The sequence below is a fragment of the Streptomyces actuosus genome (assembly GCF_016921115.1).
Taxonomy (GTDB): Bacteria; Actinomycetota; Actinomycetes; order Streptomycetales; family Streptomycetaceae; genus Streptomyces; species Streptomyces actuosus_A.
This window is the reverse complement of the sequence record NZ_JAFFZS010000002.1, coordinates 154,581-169,038: the sequence shown is the minus strand read 5'-3', so window position 1 is coordinate 169,038 and position 14,458 is coordinate 154,581. Positions and strand designations below refer to the sequence as shown.

15 protein-coding genes and 1 tRNA gene are annotated in these 14,458 nt (G+C 71.5%); 6 read left to right on the top strand and 10 right to left on the bottom strand.

Going from position 1 to position 14,458, the window contains the following annotated elements; all coding sequences use genetic code 11:
- Positions 1-485: 485 nt before the first annotated feature.
- Positions 486-1,187: a bifunctional DNA primase/polymerase gene (locus JS756_RS03700; protein ID WP_205381448.1), complete on the top strand. Its 702-nt coding sequence runs from the start codon at positions 486-488 to the stop codon at positions 1,185-1,187.
- A gap of 57 nt (positions 1,188-1,244) precedes the next feature.
- Positions 1,245-1,928 carry a hypothetical protein gene (locus tag JS756_RS03695; protein ID WP_205381447.1) on the top strand — a complete coding sequence of 228 codons (684 nt, stop codon included), beginning with the start codon at positions 1,245-1,247 and terminating at the stop codon, positions 1,926-1,928.
- A 290-nt stretch (positions 1,929-2,218) separates the two neighbouring features.
- Here the strand turns inward: JS756_RS03695 and JS756_RS03690 are convergent, their stop codons facing one another.
- From JS756_RS03690 to JS756_RS03680, 3 genes are all read right to left on the bottom strand, one after another.
- Entirely contained in the window at positions 2,219-3,184 is a 966-nt protein-coding gene (locus JS756_RS03690) for a DUF5926 family protein (RefSeq protein WP_205381446.1), read from the bottom strand.
- A gap of 254 nt (positions 3,185-3,438) precedes the next feature.
- Positions 3,439-4,077, bottom strand: a complete 639-nt coding sequence (locus tag JS756_RS03685) for an ATP-binding protein (protein WP_205381445.1) — start codon at positions 4,075-4,077, stop codon at positions 3,439-3,441.
- Between the two features lie 230 nt (positions 4,078-4,307).
- Positions 4,308-5,135: a glycerophosphodiester phosphodiesterase gene (locus JS756_RS03680; RefSeq protein WP_205381444.1), complete on the bottom strand. Its 828-nt coding sequence runs from the start codon at positions 5,133-5,135 to the stop codon at positions 4,308-4,310.
- A 329-nt stretch (positions 5,136-5,464) separates the two neighbouring features.
- Here JS756_RS03680 and JS756_RS03675 point away from each other — a divergent pair, with 329 nt between their 5' ends.
- A complete protein-coding gene (locus JS756_RS03675; protein ID WP_205381443.1) occupies positions 5,465-6,994 on the top strand; it encodes a S1C family serine protease in 1,530 nt (509 codons plus the stop codon).
- 265 nt (positions 6,995-7,259) lie between these two features.
- A tRNA-Ser gene (locus JS756_RS03670) sits at positions 7,260-7,346 on the top strand.
- A 135-nt stretch (positions 7,347-7,481) separates the two neighbouring features.
- Here JS756_RS03670 and JS756_RS37515 read toward each other — a convergent pair.
- The 7 genes from JS756_RS37515 to JS756_RS03645 all read right to left on the bottom strand — a co-directional run bounded on the left by JS756_RS37515 (position 7,482) and on the right by JS756_RS03645 (position 12,584).
- Entirely contained in the window at positions 7,482-7,712 is a 231-nt protein-coding gene (locus JS756_RS37515; protein WP_275892647.1) for a site-specific integrase, read from the bottom strand.
- Between the two features lie 39 nt (positions 7,713-7,751).
- Positions 7,752-7,967 carry a hypothetical protein gene (locus JS756_RS37510; RefSeq protein WP_275892646.1) on the bottom strand — a complete coding sequence of 72 codons (216 nt, stop codon included), beginning with the start codon at positions 7,965-7,967 and terminating at the stop codon, positions 7,752-7,754.
- Positions 7,968-8,435: 468 nt separating this feature from the next.
- Complete coding sequence (locus JS756_RS03660; protein WP_205381442.1) at positions 8,436-9,641, bottom strand: DUF6777 domain-containing protein; 1,206 nt, start codon at positions 9,639-9,641, stop codon at positions 8,436-8,438.
- 399 nt (positions 9,642-10,040) lie between these two features.
- Positions 10,041-10,367 (bottom strand): hypothetical protein, encoded by a 327-nt coding sequence (locus JS756_RS03655; protein WP_205381441.1) that lies wholly within the window; start codon positions 10,365-10,367, stop codon positions 10,041-10,043.
- A 63-nt stretch (positions 10,368-10,430) separates the two neighbouring features.
- Positions 10,431-10,736: a DUF6232 family protein gene (locus tag JS756_RS37765; RefSeq protein WP_205381440.1), complete on the bottom strand. Its 306-nt coding sequence runs from the start codon at positions 10,734-10,736 to the stop codon at positions 10,431-10,433.
- 25 nt (positions 10,737-10,761) lie between these two features.
- On the bottom strand, positions 10,762-10,968 hold the full coding sequence (locus JS756_RS38015) for a DUF6232 family protein (protein WP_368861087.1): 207 nt from the start codon (positions 10,966-10,968) through the stop codon (positions 10,762-10,764).
- Positions 10,969-11,705: 737 nt separating this feature from the next.
- Positions 11,706-12,584, bottom strand: a complete 879-nt coding sequence (locus tag JS756_RS03645) for a bifunctional DNA primase/polymerase (RefSeq protein WP_205381439.1) — start codon at positions 12,582-12,584, stop codon at positions 11,706-11,708.
- Positions 12,585-12,941: 357 nt separating this feature from the next.
- On the opposite strand from JS756_RS03645, the gene JS756_RS03640 reads away from it, so the two are divergent.
- The gene (locus JS756_RS03640) at positions 12,942-13,268 is read left to right on the top strand and encodes a hypothetical protein (protein ID WP_205381438.1); all 327 of its coding nucleotides are present in this window, start codon (positions 12,942-12,944) and stop codon (positions 13,266-13,268) included.
- 603 nt (positions 13,269-13,871) lie between these two features.
- Positions 13,872-14,429 (top strand): SigE family RNA polymerase sigma factor, encoded by a 558-nt coding sequence (locus JS756_RS03635; RefSeq protein ID WP_205381437.1) that lies wholly within the window; start codon positions 13,872-13,874, stop codon positions 14,427-14,429.
- Positions 14,430-14,458: the final 29 nt, after the last annotated feature.

The following is a 14,458-nucleotide window of genomic DNA, read 5'->3' as shown; positions in this document are numbered from 1 at the left end:
GGCCGGGATGCTTTTGACGGCTTCCGCGGGTAACCCCTTGCGGAATAGTGAAGTTGGCCTAAAACTGCCTCGGGTAACGGGTGATTGCGGTCGACTGGGCTCGCTCCACAGAGCGTCACTGCGGTCGTGATGGGTACGTACTCGGTAAGGGCCAGGGGTGGTTGGGGCCACCTGGAACCTGGTGACCGGACCGGGCGTCCTATCCACCGACGACCGTGCCCCATCCTCTCGTGGTGGAGGCGGAGAGAAATACGCGGGACGGCAAAACGCCATACTTCGCCACCCCACGCCATGCCCATGCTTGAGCTAGACGCACTAGGGACGGAGCGGCTGCGGGAGCCGCCGACGCTCCACCCGCGAGGGGATCCCCCTGCCATGCGCACGGGGAGTGATGCGCCAGCAGATACGCACAGTGAAGTGATCGACACATGGTGTGATGTGGCCCACGGTGTTGCCAGGCGTGCAACGGAAAGGAACGAGCGCTCATGCGCGAGATCCTCGGAAGGCGACGCAGGCGTCTGTCCCGGCGGAAGGACGGCAGCCCTGAGTTGATCAGCGCGGCCCTGACCTTCGCGACGGAGTGGCGGTGGCCCGTGCTCCCGGGCGTGGCGGCCGACCCGCAGGGGCGCTCCCGCTGCGACTGCCCCGACCCCGAGTGCACCGTGCCCGGTGCCCATCCCTTCGAGCCCGGCCTTCTCGCCGCCACCACCGACGAGCGGATGGTGCGCTGGTGGTGGACCAACCGGCCCGCGGCGCCGATCATCCTGGCCACCGGGGGTGCCTCCGGCCCGGGCGGCGCCGCGAGCGGGGGAGGCCGCGCGCCCTGCGCGGTCAGCCTGCCCGCCCTGCCGGCCGCCCGCGCCCTCGCCGCGCTCGACCGCATGGGGGTGCGCCTGGGCCCGGTCGTCGCCTCGCCCGCGCGCTGGTCGATCCTGGTCCGCCCCTACTCGCTGGAGCAGTTGGGCGAACTGCTGTACGCCAAGGACTTCGTGCCCGGTTCCCTCCGCTTCCACGGAGAGGGCGGCTACATCGCGCTGCCCCCGTCCGAGACCGGCCGGGGCGCCGTCCGCTGGGAACGCGCGCCGCTGCCGGGCTCGGCCTCGCCGTGGGTGCCCGACGTGGCGGCCGTGGTGGACGCGGTGGTCGAGGCCCTCACTCGTACGGGTGTGAGCGCGCCCGAGTTGTAAGGGTGTCCGGCGCGCGTGGAACGGCTCCCGTGCCTCGCCTCGTTATCTTCCCTTGCCATGAACCTTCGTCTCCTCGCCCTCGCGGGCCTCGCGGTCTGCGCCGTCGCCCTGCCGCTGGCCGTGGCCTCCGCGGGGCAGCCCGAGGGCGAGGGGCGCACGGTCGTGCCCGCCGCGGCGCGCGACGTCGCCCACGGCGACCGGGGCGGCAGGACCTCCGACGGCCGGGGCGACCAGGACGGTTCCGCCGCCGGAAGTCGCGACGACCGCAGCGGTCCGGCTCCCGGTGACCGGGGCGGGTCCTCCTCCGGGCCCGGTCCGGCCACCGGAGACGGCGACGCGAAGGCCCCTGCCGCCCGGCCCGCAGGCTCGCCCCTGCTGCTCGGCCTGGGCGTGGCCACCGCCGCGCGCTGCGGCCCCGAACTCTCCACGCCCGGCGGCATCGAGGCTCAGACCTGCGTGCTGGCGCAGGGCGAGGAGACCTGGGCGCGCACCTACTACCGCAACGCCACCGGACGCGACCTGGAGGCCGTCCTGAGCCTCATGGGGCCGCAGAGGCGCACGATGCAGATGCACTGCCGGATCGGTGCCGAGGACGAGCCGGGGACGTGCGAGACGCCCAGGGAGCGGACGCGGGGCGCGATGGACGCGTACACGGCGGTCGCTGAGTTCGCCCGGGCGGGCGGGGGCGGGCCGCTGCTGTTGCGGTCGGGGAGCAATTCCCCGGTGCACACGGGTAATTGACGCCGGGCGGTGCTCTGTACACCCAGGTGGGCAAGAAAAAAGACCCGGTTGCTGGCGACGGGGGATGCACCAGCAACCGGGCTACTCGAACGGTAACAAGAGATCGGCCCCAGGCAAATTCGATCTCCTGTCGCCCTCGCCGATTCGGACACCGTCCCGCACGGCCGGACAGGGCCTCTTCGGACACCGACTCCCCTGAAACCGAGGGGAGTTGTGACAGGTGTCACCCCTTCCGGGGCGCCGGAACGGGCTGACCGGCCGGTCAGCCCGGACGAGACGTTCCCGGCGCGTCAGCTGAGAGTGACCTGGCGGTTGGTGAGGCCGCCGCGGGCGCGGCGCTCCTCCGCGGTCAGCGGCGCGTCCACGGCCAGGGCACCGGTGAGGCGCTCGGCGAACTCGGCCGCCGGCTTCTCGATGTCGTCGGCGCCGACCGAGACGGGCAGGTCCCAGACCGGCACGATCAGACCGTGGGCGCGGAAGGATCCCACCAGGCGGGTGCCCTCACCGAGGCTCGACGTGCCCGCCGCGTGCAGCCGCGCCAAGGCGTCCAGAAGCTGCTCCTCCGGGTGCGGCATGACCCAGCGCAGGTGGTTCTTCTCCGGGGTCCGGCACCAGTACGCCGAGTCGACGCCGGTCAGCCGCGCGGTCGGGATGGCCGCGGCGTTGGCCCGTTCCAGGGAGGCGGCCACGTCCGGCGTGGCGTTCTCCGCGTCCGGCACCCAGAACTCGAAGCCACTGTGGACGACCGGCTCGAACGCGGCGTCGGCGGCGAGCACGTCCTGCAGCCGCGGCCCGTCGGCCGGGGCGCGGCGGCCCTGCACCGGGCTGCCCGGTTCCGCCTCCAGGGCGCGCCGCAGGGTGTCGGCGAGGTCGCGGCTGATGTCGCCGGACGCCGTGTCGTTCTGCAGGCCGATCAGGACCGAGCCGTCGTCGCGTCGCAGCGCGGGCCAGGCCATCGGCAGCACGGTGGCCAGCGTCACGGACGGAACGCCCTCCGGCAGGCCGTCCTTCAGGGTCAGCTCGACCGTGGCGGCCGGGACCAGCTCGCGCAGCGCCACCCAGTCGCACTCGCCCGGCAGCCCCTCGAAGGGACGCTGCACCAGCTCGGTCGCGGCCTGCGCGGCGGCCCGTCCGTGGCAGGCCTTGTAGCGCCGTCCGCTGCCGCAGGGGCAGGGCTCGCGGGCGCCGACGACCGGGATCTCTCCATCCGTGATCTGCGGGCGCTTGCCCTTCGTCTGGGGTCGCTTCTTGGCCATCGTGCGTGTCTCCCGGTTACGGCTCGTCTGATACGGCGCGAGCCTAGCCGTTCAGGCCATGGCCGACGGGAACCTGTGGACGACGCTCGGACGGTGGACGGCCGCGGACCCGCACGGCGCCCGCCGGGGCGACGCCGGGAACGGCGGACGCTCGGCCCTCGCCGGCGGGCGCGGCCGTCCACCGGTGCGCGCCCGGGCACGCCGTCCGCCGCGAACCCGGGCGAGGGGCTCGCCGTCCCGCGCCGTCGGCCGGCTCAGTCGAGGGTGTCGAACGCGTCGGCGAAGCCCAGGTCCGGCATCGCCGCCACGGACGGTGCCGCCACCCGGGCGGCGAAGTCGTGGCGCCGCTGCCCGGCGTCCGGGTCGTGCACGTCCTCGTGGACGACGACCCACACCGTGACCTCGCCGTGGACGTCGTCCCGTACGCCCCAGTCGTCGGCCAGCGCCGTCACGATGCTGAGCCCGCGTCCGCCGTGCGCGGTCACCGACGGGGTGGCCGGGGCCGGACGGGTCGGACCGCCGCCGTCGGTCACCTCGACGACGAGCCTGCCGGTCGGGTCCACGCGCCAGGCGGCCCGCACGTCGCCGTCCCCGGCGAAGGCGTCGCCCAGCGGACGGCCGTGTTTGCACGCATTGCTCAAGAGCTCGGAAAGGATCAGCACCGCGTCGTCGACGACCGATTCCGCCACGCCGTTCCCGCGCAGCTGCTCGCGCATCCGATGCCGTGCCTCGCCCACGCCCGCAGGGCCATGGGGTACGGCCATGCTCGACGACGTGGGCACCTCCTGTGCCACCACCAACGCCACCCCCGAGACCTCCTTCGCCCCACGCCACCGTGTGGATGCCCCATTGGCCTGTACCGGAAACCGGCCAATCCTCTTCCGGTGACGCACTCGCCCCGATCGCCCCCCTTCCGAACGCGCCGGAGCACTCCCCGTGATCGGACCGTCGCCTTCAGTGGTCCAGAGCCGCCTCTTCCCGCCCCCGGGCCCCGGTCCCGGCGTGCCGGTGTACCGTGCGGCGTTCCCGGTGGGCCGCACCGGGGCGCCGTCACGCGGTGGCCGTCCACGGTGCGGGCCCGTGGCGGCCCCCGCCTGCGGGCGTCGTCCGCGGACGGCGCCGCTCAGCGGCCCAGCCGCTGCAGCACCGCGCGCGGGCGGTTGGTGATGATGGCGTCGACGCCCAGGTCGGCGCAGAGGTCCACGTCCTCGGCATCGTTCACGGTCCATACGTGGACCCGGTGGCCGGCCTTCTTCAGGCGCTCCACGTACGCCGGGTGGTTGCGCACGATCCGGATCGAGGGGCCCGCGATCCGGACGCCGACCGGCAGCCGGCCGTCGCGCAGCCGCGGCGAGACGAACTGCATCAGGTACACCGTCGGCAGTGTCGGCGAGGCGGTCCGCACGCGGTGCAGGGACCGCGCCGAGAAGCTCATGATCCGCACCGGGGACTCGGCGGCCGAGGCCGGGGAATCCAGCCCGAACCGCTTCAGCAGGAGCAACAGCCGTTCCTCGACCTGGCCCGCCCAGCGGGTGGGGTGCTTGGTCTCGATGGCCAGCTCCACGCGGCGCCCGGAGTCGGCGACGAGCTCCAGGAGCCGCTCCAGGGTGAGGACGGACGTCGCCTCCAGGTCCTCGGGCGGGTGCTCCCAGTCGGGCTCCTCGTCCCGGCCGCGCCAGGCCTCGCGTGTCTTCCAGGAGCCGAAGTCGAGCGCGGCGAGGTCGGCGAGCTCCAGCGCCGAGACCGCTCCGCGGCCGTTGGACGTACGGTTGACGCGGCGGTCGTGCACACACACGAGGTGGCCGTCCGCGGTCAGCCGCACGTCGCATTCCAGGGCGTCCGCCCCGTCCTCCATCGCCTTCCGATAGGCGGCGAGGGTGTGTTCGGGGGCGTCCTCGGAGGCGCCGCGGTGGGCGACGACCTGGATGTGGTGCTGTCGTGCGTCGGTCACCGCGTCATGGTGCCACCGTGACGGGGTAGGTGTCGGATCGAGGAGCCGGTACACGGCGGCGACACTCCGCGAGTGTGTCCAGTTTGCCGGAAATTTCCTCTATAAAGAGTGGCCGCGGACCCACAGGCACGGCTTATGGTGCTCTGACGGCCCGTGGGAAAAGCTGACGGCATACACATGCCGCCGGCGAGCATCCGGCGACGGCATGCCCGAGCACTCGCACAGCGACCGTGCCCCGGGACGGGCAGCAACGCGAACGTCCGTCGCCGAGTGCGACGGACGACGACAGCAACGACAGCAACGACAGCCGTGGATCGAGGAGAAGAGCTGTGAGCACCGAGAACGAGGGCACCGAGGTACCCCCGGCCCCGTCTGCACCCCCTGTGCCGGTGGCATCTCCCGCAACTCCCTCGCAGCCCGCCGCCCCTGAGCACGCCCCGCAGCCCGCACCGGAGAGCGGTGCCGCGACCGCCCAGTCGCCGGCCGTCCCCGCGAGTCACCAGGAGCAGCCGTCCCAGCCCGCCCACCCGGCCGCGCCGTACGCGCCGGCCCAGGGCGGCGCCGACGCGCAGTACCCCGCCGAGGATCCCTCGGCTCCGGGTGCGGCTCCCGCGTCAGCCTCCGCCCCGCACGCCGGATGGCCGCCCCCGCCGCCCCCCACCCACCCCGGGTACGCCGACGGCGGCGCCGGCTCCGGCGCGGGCTGGGGCGCGACGTACCAGCAGCAGCCCGCACCGAAGAAGCCCGGCCGGGGCGGACTCGTCGCGGCCGTCCTGGTGGCCGCGCTGGTCGCCGGCGGAGTGGGCGGCGGCATCGGCTACCAGCTGGCCAAGGGCAACGACGGCAGCGGCTCGACGACCGTGTCCGCCTCCACCAGCGGCGGCGACGTCAAGCGCGACCCCGGCACGGTCGCCTCCGTCGCCGCGAAGGCCCTGCCGAGCACGGTCACCATCCAGGCCGAGTCCACCAACGGCGAGGGCGGCACCGGCACCGGCTTCGTGTTCGACACCCAGGGCCACATCGTCACCAACAACCACGTGGTCGCGGACGCCGTCGACGGCGGCACCCTGACGGCGACCTTTCCCAACGGCAAGAAGTACGACGCCGAGGTGGTCGGCCACGCCCAGGGCTACGACGTCGCGGTCATCAAGCTCAAGAACGCGCCGTCGGACCTCAAGCCGCTCCCCCTCGGCAACTCCGACGAGGTGGCGGTCGGCGACACCACGATCGCGATCGGCGCCCCCTTCGGCCTGTCCAACACGGTGACGACGGGCATCATCTCCGCCAAGAACCGCCCCGTCGCCTCCAGTGACGGCCGCGGCAGCCAGGCCTCCTACATGAGCGCGCTGCAGACGGACGCGTCGATCAACCCGGGCAACTCCGGAGGTCCCCTCCTCGACGCCCGGGGCAACGTCATCGGCATCAACTCCGCCATCCAGTCCACCAGCAGCGGAGGCCTGGGCGGCACCGGCCAGTCCGGCTCGATCGGCCTCGGCTTCGCCATCCCGATCAACCAGGCCAAGTACGTCGCCCAGCAGCTGATCAAAACGGGCAAGCCCGTCTACGCCAAGATCGGCGCCTCGGTCTCCCTGGAGGACACCTCCGACGGCGCGAAGATCACCGACCAGGGCGCCGGCGGCTCGGCAGCCGTCGAGCCCGGCGGCCCCGCCGCCCAGGCCGGCCTCAAGCCCGGGGACGTCATCACCCAGCTCGACGACCACGTGATCGACTCCGGCCCCACCCTGATCGGCGAGATCTGGACCCACCAGCCCGGCGACAAGGTCACCCTCACCTACGAACGCGGTGGCAAGAGCCACACCGTCCAGCTGACCCTGGGCGCCCGCAGCGGCGACAGCTGACCCGCCCCTGGGTGCCTGCATCGCGACGTGGGCGCCCGCATGGGTGACAGCTGACCCGCCCCTGAGCGCCTGCACCGAGACCTGGGCGTCGCCCACCGCGTCAGCTGACCCGGTGGGGCGGCGGGGGCCCGAGCCCGGCACGGCAGGGCCCCACGCCCCGCGGCCACTGGGCCCGCTCCCACCCCGGACGCCGCCCGGACACGGCACCCGTCCACGCTGCGGGGCCGGTAGGCTGTAGCCGCTCCGCCCCTGGTGGGCGGCGCGGGGAGGCGTGCCCGAGCGGCCGAAGGGAACGGTCTTGAAAACCGTCGTGGCAGCGATGTCACCGTGGGTTCAAATCCCACCGCCTCCGCACAGGTCATAGACACCGCAGGTCAGAAGGGGTGCCCCCGCTCATGGGGCACCCCTTCTGCATGCAACCTGTCTCACTCTTTCTCGCCCGTCTCCCACCTTTGACCAGTGCGTATGGGCCATCTGTGGGCCAGGATCAGGGCTCGCTCCCCTCGTCGAGAGCACGAGAGATCAGGTCGTTGGAGTGCTTCTGACCGCCCTTGAGGATCTTCGCGTAGAAGCGGTGGAGAACAGCGATGCTGTGGCCGGCGCGAGCGGCGGCCTCTGCCGGGTCGACCCCGGACTTGATCCAGAGGGACACGCCCGCATGACGCAGGGAGTACGGCACGGCCGCCAGGCCGGACTCCACCTCGCGCGGGGACAGCACCGCTTTCCGCGCCCCCTCCCAGATGTCGCAGTACTCGGGCTACGGGACTCGTCCGCCCCGGGCAGCACGGCACAGCCGACCGTCATCGGCTGTGCCGTAGCGCTCGATGTGCTCCCGGAGCAGGTGCACCAGGACGGGCGGGATGGGCACGGAACGCGTCGCACCGCCCTTGCGCCGCTTGAGCCCGCGCTTCTCGTACGACGTCCCGTCGTCCGTCCACCCGCCACCCACCTCCGGGCGGCTTTCCCCCAGCAACAGTTCCCCCCACTCATTCACGTTCTCGGGCGAGTTGGGAGGCAACGTGCAGTCGGTTCAGCACCCGCTCTGCGATCGCCGGTTCGTCCCGCTCGACCTGGACCTCCTGAAGCTGCTCGGTCAACTGCTCGCCAAGGGCGTCCAGTTCGCTCGGGCGAGCGGAGATCCACTGCCGCTCCTGCGTCTCTGCAGCCTCCCGCGCTCTCGTGGCGTGCCGACCTGTTGACGGATCGTAGGCGGGGGTCGGCCACGGGCGCAGCCGAACCCGGCGCCGCACCGGAACCGGACCTGCCCGATGATCTACGCCATGGTCATCGGCCGCCGACCGGCGCGAGTAGCCGAATCTCCACACACCAGACCCATGACCTGCGCATTCACGACGCACGCCACTCAATGAGTGCCCCAGATCGACGGCTGGGGCGCGCTGTCTGCGGACTTGGCAACCCGCGCCCCCGCCGTCAGCCTCCCTCATCCAGTGCCCGTGTCCGTGCCACCGACGAGTTCCTCGCTCGGCGATTCCACGCCCACGACCAGGGTCACAGTGGAGCTTGCCTCGGCCTCGCCACCCGCCGGCTCCTGCTGGACGACCAGGCCGACCTGGTCAGCGGAGGCGGGCGTGGTGTTGACGGCGGGGACCAGCCCGGCGGCGTTGATCTCCGCCTCGGCCTCCGGCTGGGGCAAGCCCACCACGTTGGGCACGGTCACCGTTTCCGGTTTCGTCGGCTCCGCAGCGACCAGCAAGGTCACCGCGGAGTCAGGGGCCGCCGTTCCGCCCCCCTCCGGTTCGGTGCCGGCGGCAAGCCCCGGTGCCACATCGGGGTCGTCCACCGTCCGCGTCTCGACGACGAAGCCCAGGGCCTCCAACTGCTGGGTCGCGTCCGCTACCGACAAGCCCCTGGTCCGGGGGATCTCGACCAGTTCCGGGCTCGGCGACTCACCGGTCTCCCCGTCCCCGCCGGTGCCCCCGGTCAGCTCGGGCTCCTCGGGCAAGGCGATCTCGACCTGCTTGTCGGGGTCCTCCACGTCCACGACGGTGAGGGACTCCTGCGGCTGTTCGGCCTCCTCGACGCGCACGACCTGATCCTTCTTGACCTTCCATTCCTTGTTTCCCTTGTCCTTGCCCTTGAACTCGACCTTTACGTCACCGGGCTTGTGTTCGCTCACTGCCAGCGGGTTGCCGCAGTTGCACTTCACACGTGGCACTCCGAACACGTCGACGAGTACCGCCGTGCCCGCTTCGAGGACTGCGTCGTAGCGGTTGGCCTCACCTTTCTTGTAGCCGTGGTTGGCGACGAGGGTGTCGTTGGCGAGGACGACCTCAGTGAGGGACTTGACGAACTTCTTCACGTTCCCGTTCTTGGCGCCGATACCGAGGGCCTTGGCCCAGGCGGCTTTCTTCTTGCCGTTGCCCACCTGCAGCAGGAAGTCGAGCAGCAGGTCCGGATCGCATACGTCGATCTGGGTGCTGCCGCCGTACAGTCCCCGCTCGTTGCCCTTGCGTGAGCCGCCCTGCTGGGTGAGGTTGCCCCCGAGGTTCACGCCGTCACCGAGCGCACCGGTGAAGAAGGCGTTCTCGGCGACGTACCCGACCGCCTCCGCGGCGACCGTACGGGCCACGCACGCCAGGCCCGTCATAGAACCGAGTACGACAGCGAAGGCGAGGAATGCCCCCACGGTCCTCAGTTTGAACGTGCGGAATCCCCACACGCCTGGCGTGCGTAATTGTCGCGTGGTACGCGCCATCTGCTCCCCTGATATCCCCCGTGACGAGGGCCTCCATGCGTCCAGCATCCTCAGCGGCCTCAGTTCAGGCAGGAATTGGCAACGAATGAATGACAGTGGTTCGGGTGTCGTACTTCAGATCGGTCCGGCGTTGCGGGCCCGCTCCGCCACCGGACCGAGGGGATTCTGCACGGGTCTCGACGTTCGTCTTTGTAGACGTCCGGCCGAGTGAGAGGCGCAAGGTGCCACGGTCCATTTCCGGGTCGGCGTCGGTGGCGAGCAGGCCGCCGCTGGGCTGGGTGTAGGCATGTGTGAGACGTGGCCACCGGACAAGCCGGACGGATACCTGGATCACATCCGGACCAAGGCGGCGACCAGCGCGGCCATGCCTCCCTGGACAGCGGAGAGGACGGCGTCACGGGCCCCGCTGGAGACCGCCCGGCCGAGAGCCTGCAGGCGGCCCGGTTGGGAGTTCACTGCTGCGACGACCGCGCCGGGATCCAATACGGAGCCGTCGGAGGCGACCAAGCCTCGGGCCGTCAACTCGTCTATGAAAGCCCGCAGTTCGGCGATCGCGGCGTCGATCTCCGCGCGGGACAGGCTCTCTTGGTCGGTGACCGTGATGTGGGTGTTGTCGCCGGCCTTGTACTGGTCACGGCCTACCTTGTCGCCGTGCACCACATCCCCGTGAATGTGGTCCCCAAATCCGGAGTGAGGCATTTCCCCGCCCTTCGACGATGTTCAGGTGAACGAGCGGTTCCCGCTTCCGCTCGTCTTGTACTGGTCCCGGCCGGCCTTGTCGCCCATCACCACGTCTCCGTGCACCTGTACGGAGGTCGGCTGGGAAGGCGGATCCTCGATCGCCCCGACAATGACGTTCTTTAGGCGGTGAATCTCGGAGGCGTCGGTTCCGGACAACGCGGTGTACTGCATTCCCGCCGTCTCCAGGACAAGGGCGAAGTTCGGCCTTCTGATGAAGAGGCGGTAGATCAACTGCCCCAGGAGACAGACGGCGATCAACCCGGCGACAGCAGTGATGGGGGGCACCGTCTGGCGGGCAACCTCGTCGGCGTCAGGGCCGATCTCCGGTGGCAGTACGGGGGGGTATGAATGCCGCAGCGGCGATGACTGCCAAGACGATGAGGGCGAGGGCGAAAAGGTGTCGCAGCGGGTACCAAGCCGCTCGTTTTCCACCCCATAAGAGTTGCCGTGTCTGAACCCTGGAAATGTTCGCGAGCGGATAGACCTCATGTCCGATCTGGACCACTCTTCGGCTGATGATGATCTCGCCGACGTGCCGACGTGCCGACGTGCCGACGTGCCATGCGGCGCCCCCGATACTGCATACCAGAGCAGGAGGCAGGAGTGCGGGCCTGCCCTCGGTATGTGACGAGCAGTAGTGTGCTCCTCCGTAATTCGGTCAACAACCCTTTTCCGTCATGTGGTTATGCGAGGGGTGTGAGGGGCGAACGGGGCGGAGGACGCTCCGCCAGCCAGAGCGTGCTGCGCCGGGATCCGACCGGCGCATACCTTTTGCCCCCAGTGGTCGCCGGACGTCCGGCGACCACTGGGGGCAGCCGCAGGGCTACCTGACCGACGCCACCTCCGGGCCCGGCGCACGGCTCCCCATGAGAGGCTGGACGGCATGGGGGCAGCGCCGGACGATCAGGCTTCCCGGGAGTTCCTGACAGAGATCCACATCGAGTGGCGTGCGTCGTGAATTCGCAGGCCATGGGTCTGGTGTGTGTGGAGATTCGGCTACTCGCGCCGGTCGGCGGCCGATGACCACGGCGTAGATCATCAAGGCCGCCCGGAACCGCCCCCTGACCCGCGGCCAGAAACTGTCCCCCAAGGCCCTCGCCGACATTCCGGGCCATGGCCCTGTGGGACGCCGTCGGCGGATCCAGCTGCCCTCTTCGAGTGGTGTCGTGTCGGCGGCAGTACTGGTGCGGGGCGAGGGCAGGTCGCCTCTCTTGCTCGCCGCCGGCTGCCTGTGCCGGCGGCCGGCCGGGCTCCTCACGGTCGGTGGCCCGTCAGGCGGGCCGCCGAGGCGATCGTGGCGCGGGCCTCGCGTTCGGTGAGGCCTGTGTCGAGGGCCGCGGCGAGGAGCGGGGCGACCAGGGCGGGGCCGATGCCGTTCTCGTAGGCGCGGCAGGCGGCCCAGAACAGGCGGGTGTTGCGCTGGCCCTCGTGAGCGGCGAGGACGAACTGGATCAGGCCCTGGCCGTGACCGGAATCCGGTGCGCGCCCTGGGTGAGCGGCGCGCGGCGGGGGCAGCAGGAGCCGCAGCAGGGCCGGCGGGCAGGCGGCCGGGGCGAGGTGGGCCGTACCGGGGGCGGTGCTGTAGACGCCGTGGTCGGTCCGGGAGCCGGGGCCGACGAGGTAGCCGCCCGCGCCACGGATGTCGATTCCGGGGGCGAGGCGCCCGGCGGAGTTGGGCACGGCGAGGTCCGGTGGGCCGGTGAGCCACAGGTGCCGGCCGCCGGAGGGGGTCACGACCACCACCGTCGGGGGGATCGTGAAGAGGTGGCGCAGCGCCAGTTCGCGCAGCGCGGCCGAGGAGTCCGTGCCCGCCTTGGTGTCCAGGTCGACACCGATCAGGTGGTGCGGGGGCAGGCCGCAGGCGATGCCGTAGCCGGTGGCCCAGGGCGCCGCGGCGAACAGTTCCCGGATGCGTGCGGGATCGGTGGAGGCGTCGTACACACCGTGCCCGAAGAGGCCGCATTCGCCGTGGCAGGCGGAGGCGGGTGCGGGGGTCGACGGGGCGTCGCGGTGCGGGGAGCGCAGGGCCGGGAGTTTCGTCCGGGACAGGGGGATGACGGCCAGGCCGCGTTCGGCGGCTGACAGCGCGTGGGCGAGGGCCAGCGTCCTGGCCTGCCGGTCGATGGTGGCCATGCCTCTATTTTCGTACGTACGTTCGAAGAAGGGAAGGGGGTGCGACTGCGGCGCGCCCGGGCGGGCGGGATTGGCTCGATGTGTGCCGGAACGCTTCGCCTCTTGCGGTGCTTGGGGCGGCCTGCCCCTTCTGTTCAGAACCGTGCACTCAAGGTGGTTGAAGGGGTTTATCGACTTGTCATCACGCTTACGTGCGAATAGCGCCTTCCAGGGTGGTTCCCAGGAGGCTCGTGGGCAACTCTGATCTTGCGACGTCGTGACAGCGCCAGGGCGGTCGGCCAACTGCCCTGGTGGAAGCCGTACTTGACGATGCCCGGTCGACACGGCCGGTGCGTGAATCGTTCTGGAGGAACACACATGGCAAGCATCCGTACCGCCCGCGTTCTCGCCGCCGTCTCCGCCCTCCCGCTGGCTGTCGGGCTCCTCGCCGGCGTCGCGGCGGCGGACAACGGTGCCTTCGCGGACGACGGATCGAGCGCGGCCGTCACCCACGCGGTCCAGGGCATCGTCGGCAGCGGTGTCGGAGGCGGCAACAGCGGCAACTCGTCCACCACGCAGCAGCAGGCGATCGGCTCGGGCGCCTCCGCCCAGAGCAACACCGCGCAGGTGAACGGCTCCGCGTTCACCGCCGTCAACCAAGGCAACGAGAACGTGGCGGTCAGCTTCTCACCGCTGTGGTGGTGAGTGATGAGCTGAGGGGGCCGGCGCACCGGCGCCGGTTCCCCGGACCGGGTGTGCTCATGGGGTGGCAGGACCTCTGCGCGGCGGTGCTTCGGCGCCGCCGCGCAGCTCTGTACGGCGGCACCGGCTCGCCTGCGGTGCGGTGGCCGGTGTCGGCCCGCATCGGCGCCGTGCGGGTGTGCACGGGTGTCCGGCGGTCGGCGGCGCGGGTCGCAGACATGTTCGGCCTGCACCGGGTGGGCCGGCAGACATGTCCGGGCCTGCACCGTCCACAACCTCCCAGGACAGAACGCCTGGGCCTGTCCGGGCGTGCACCGGCGGGCTCGTAGGCGTGTCCCGTGCCCGCTCGCCCCCGCCTGTCTGCCGCCCGAGCTCCGTCTCCTGCCCGAGCTCCGTCTCCCGCGCCCCCGCGCCCTCATGGCTCCGCGCGCTCCCGGGCCCCGCGGCTGCGGATCCCGTACCCCCGGGGGGAACCCGCACGGGACGGGGGGTCTCCTCGTCCACCTACAGGAGGTGCGGCGAGGCCCACCCCTACAACCTGAGGCGGACTCTGCTTCGGCACCTGCGGCCGATCCCCGACGCGCCCGGCGCTCCTAGCGTGGAGCCATGACCACACCCGTCTGCACCAGCGCTGCGACGGCCGCCGCATCGGCCGCGCGGGCCGGAGTCCACCCCTCGTTCGCGTCGTACGTCAAGGACCGCCGGCCGGTGCTGCTGCGTACCGCCCGCTCGCTCACGGCGAACCCGTGCGACGCGGAGGACCTGCTGCAGACCGCGCTCGCCAAGACGTACGTCGCGTGGGAGCGGATCGAGGACCGCCGCGCGCTCGACGGCTATGTGCGGCGGGCGCTGGTGAACACGCGCACCTCGCAGTGGCGCAAGCGCAAGGTGGACGAGTTCAGCACGGACGAGATGCCGGAGCCGGAGCCGGTGCTCGGTGAGGGGGACCCGGCCGAGCGGCAGGCGCTGCACGACGCGATGTGGCGGGCGATCATGAAGCTCCCGGCGCGGCAGCGGGCCATGGTCGTGCTGAGGTACTACGAGGACCTGAGCGAGGCGCAGACGGCGGAGGTGCTCGGCGTGTCGGTCGGTACGGTGAAGTCGGCGGTGTCGCGGGCGCTCGGCAAGCTGAGAGAGGACCCCGAGCTGGTCCTCGTGCGCTGACGGACGCCCTCCGGGGACCCTCGGACAGC

What these genes read in the sequence shown, in the direction of transcription:
- JS756_RS03700 (WP_205381448.1), top strand. Translation starts at nt 486, where the DNA reads ATGCGCGAGATCCTCGGAAGGCGACGCAGGCGTCTGTCCCGGCGGAAG.
- JS756_RS03695 (WP_205381447.1), top strand. Translation starts at nt 1,245, where the DNA reads ATGAACCTTCGTCTCCTCGCCCTCGCGGGCCTCGCGGTCTGCGCCGTC.
- JS756_RS03690 (WP_205381446.1), bottom strand. Translation starts at nt 3,184, where the DNA reads ATGGCCAAGAAGCGACCCCAGACGAAGGGCAAGCGCCCGCAGATCACG.
- JS756_RS03645 (WP_205381439.1), bottom strand. Translation starts at nt 12,584, where the DNA reads ATGGCCACCATCGACCGGCAGGCCAGGACGCTGGCCCTCGCCCACGCG.
- JS756_RS03640 (WP_205381438.1), top strand. Translation starts at nt 12,942, where the DNA reads ATGGCAAGCATCCGTACCGCCCGCGTTCTCGCCGCCGTCTCCGCCCTC.
- JS756_RS03635 (WP_205381437.1), top strand. Translation starts at nt 13,872, where the DNA reads ATGACCACACCCGTCTGCACCAGCGCTGCGACGGCCGCCGCATCGGCC.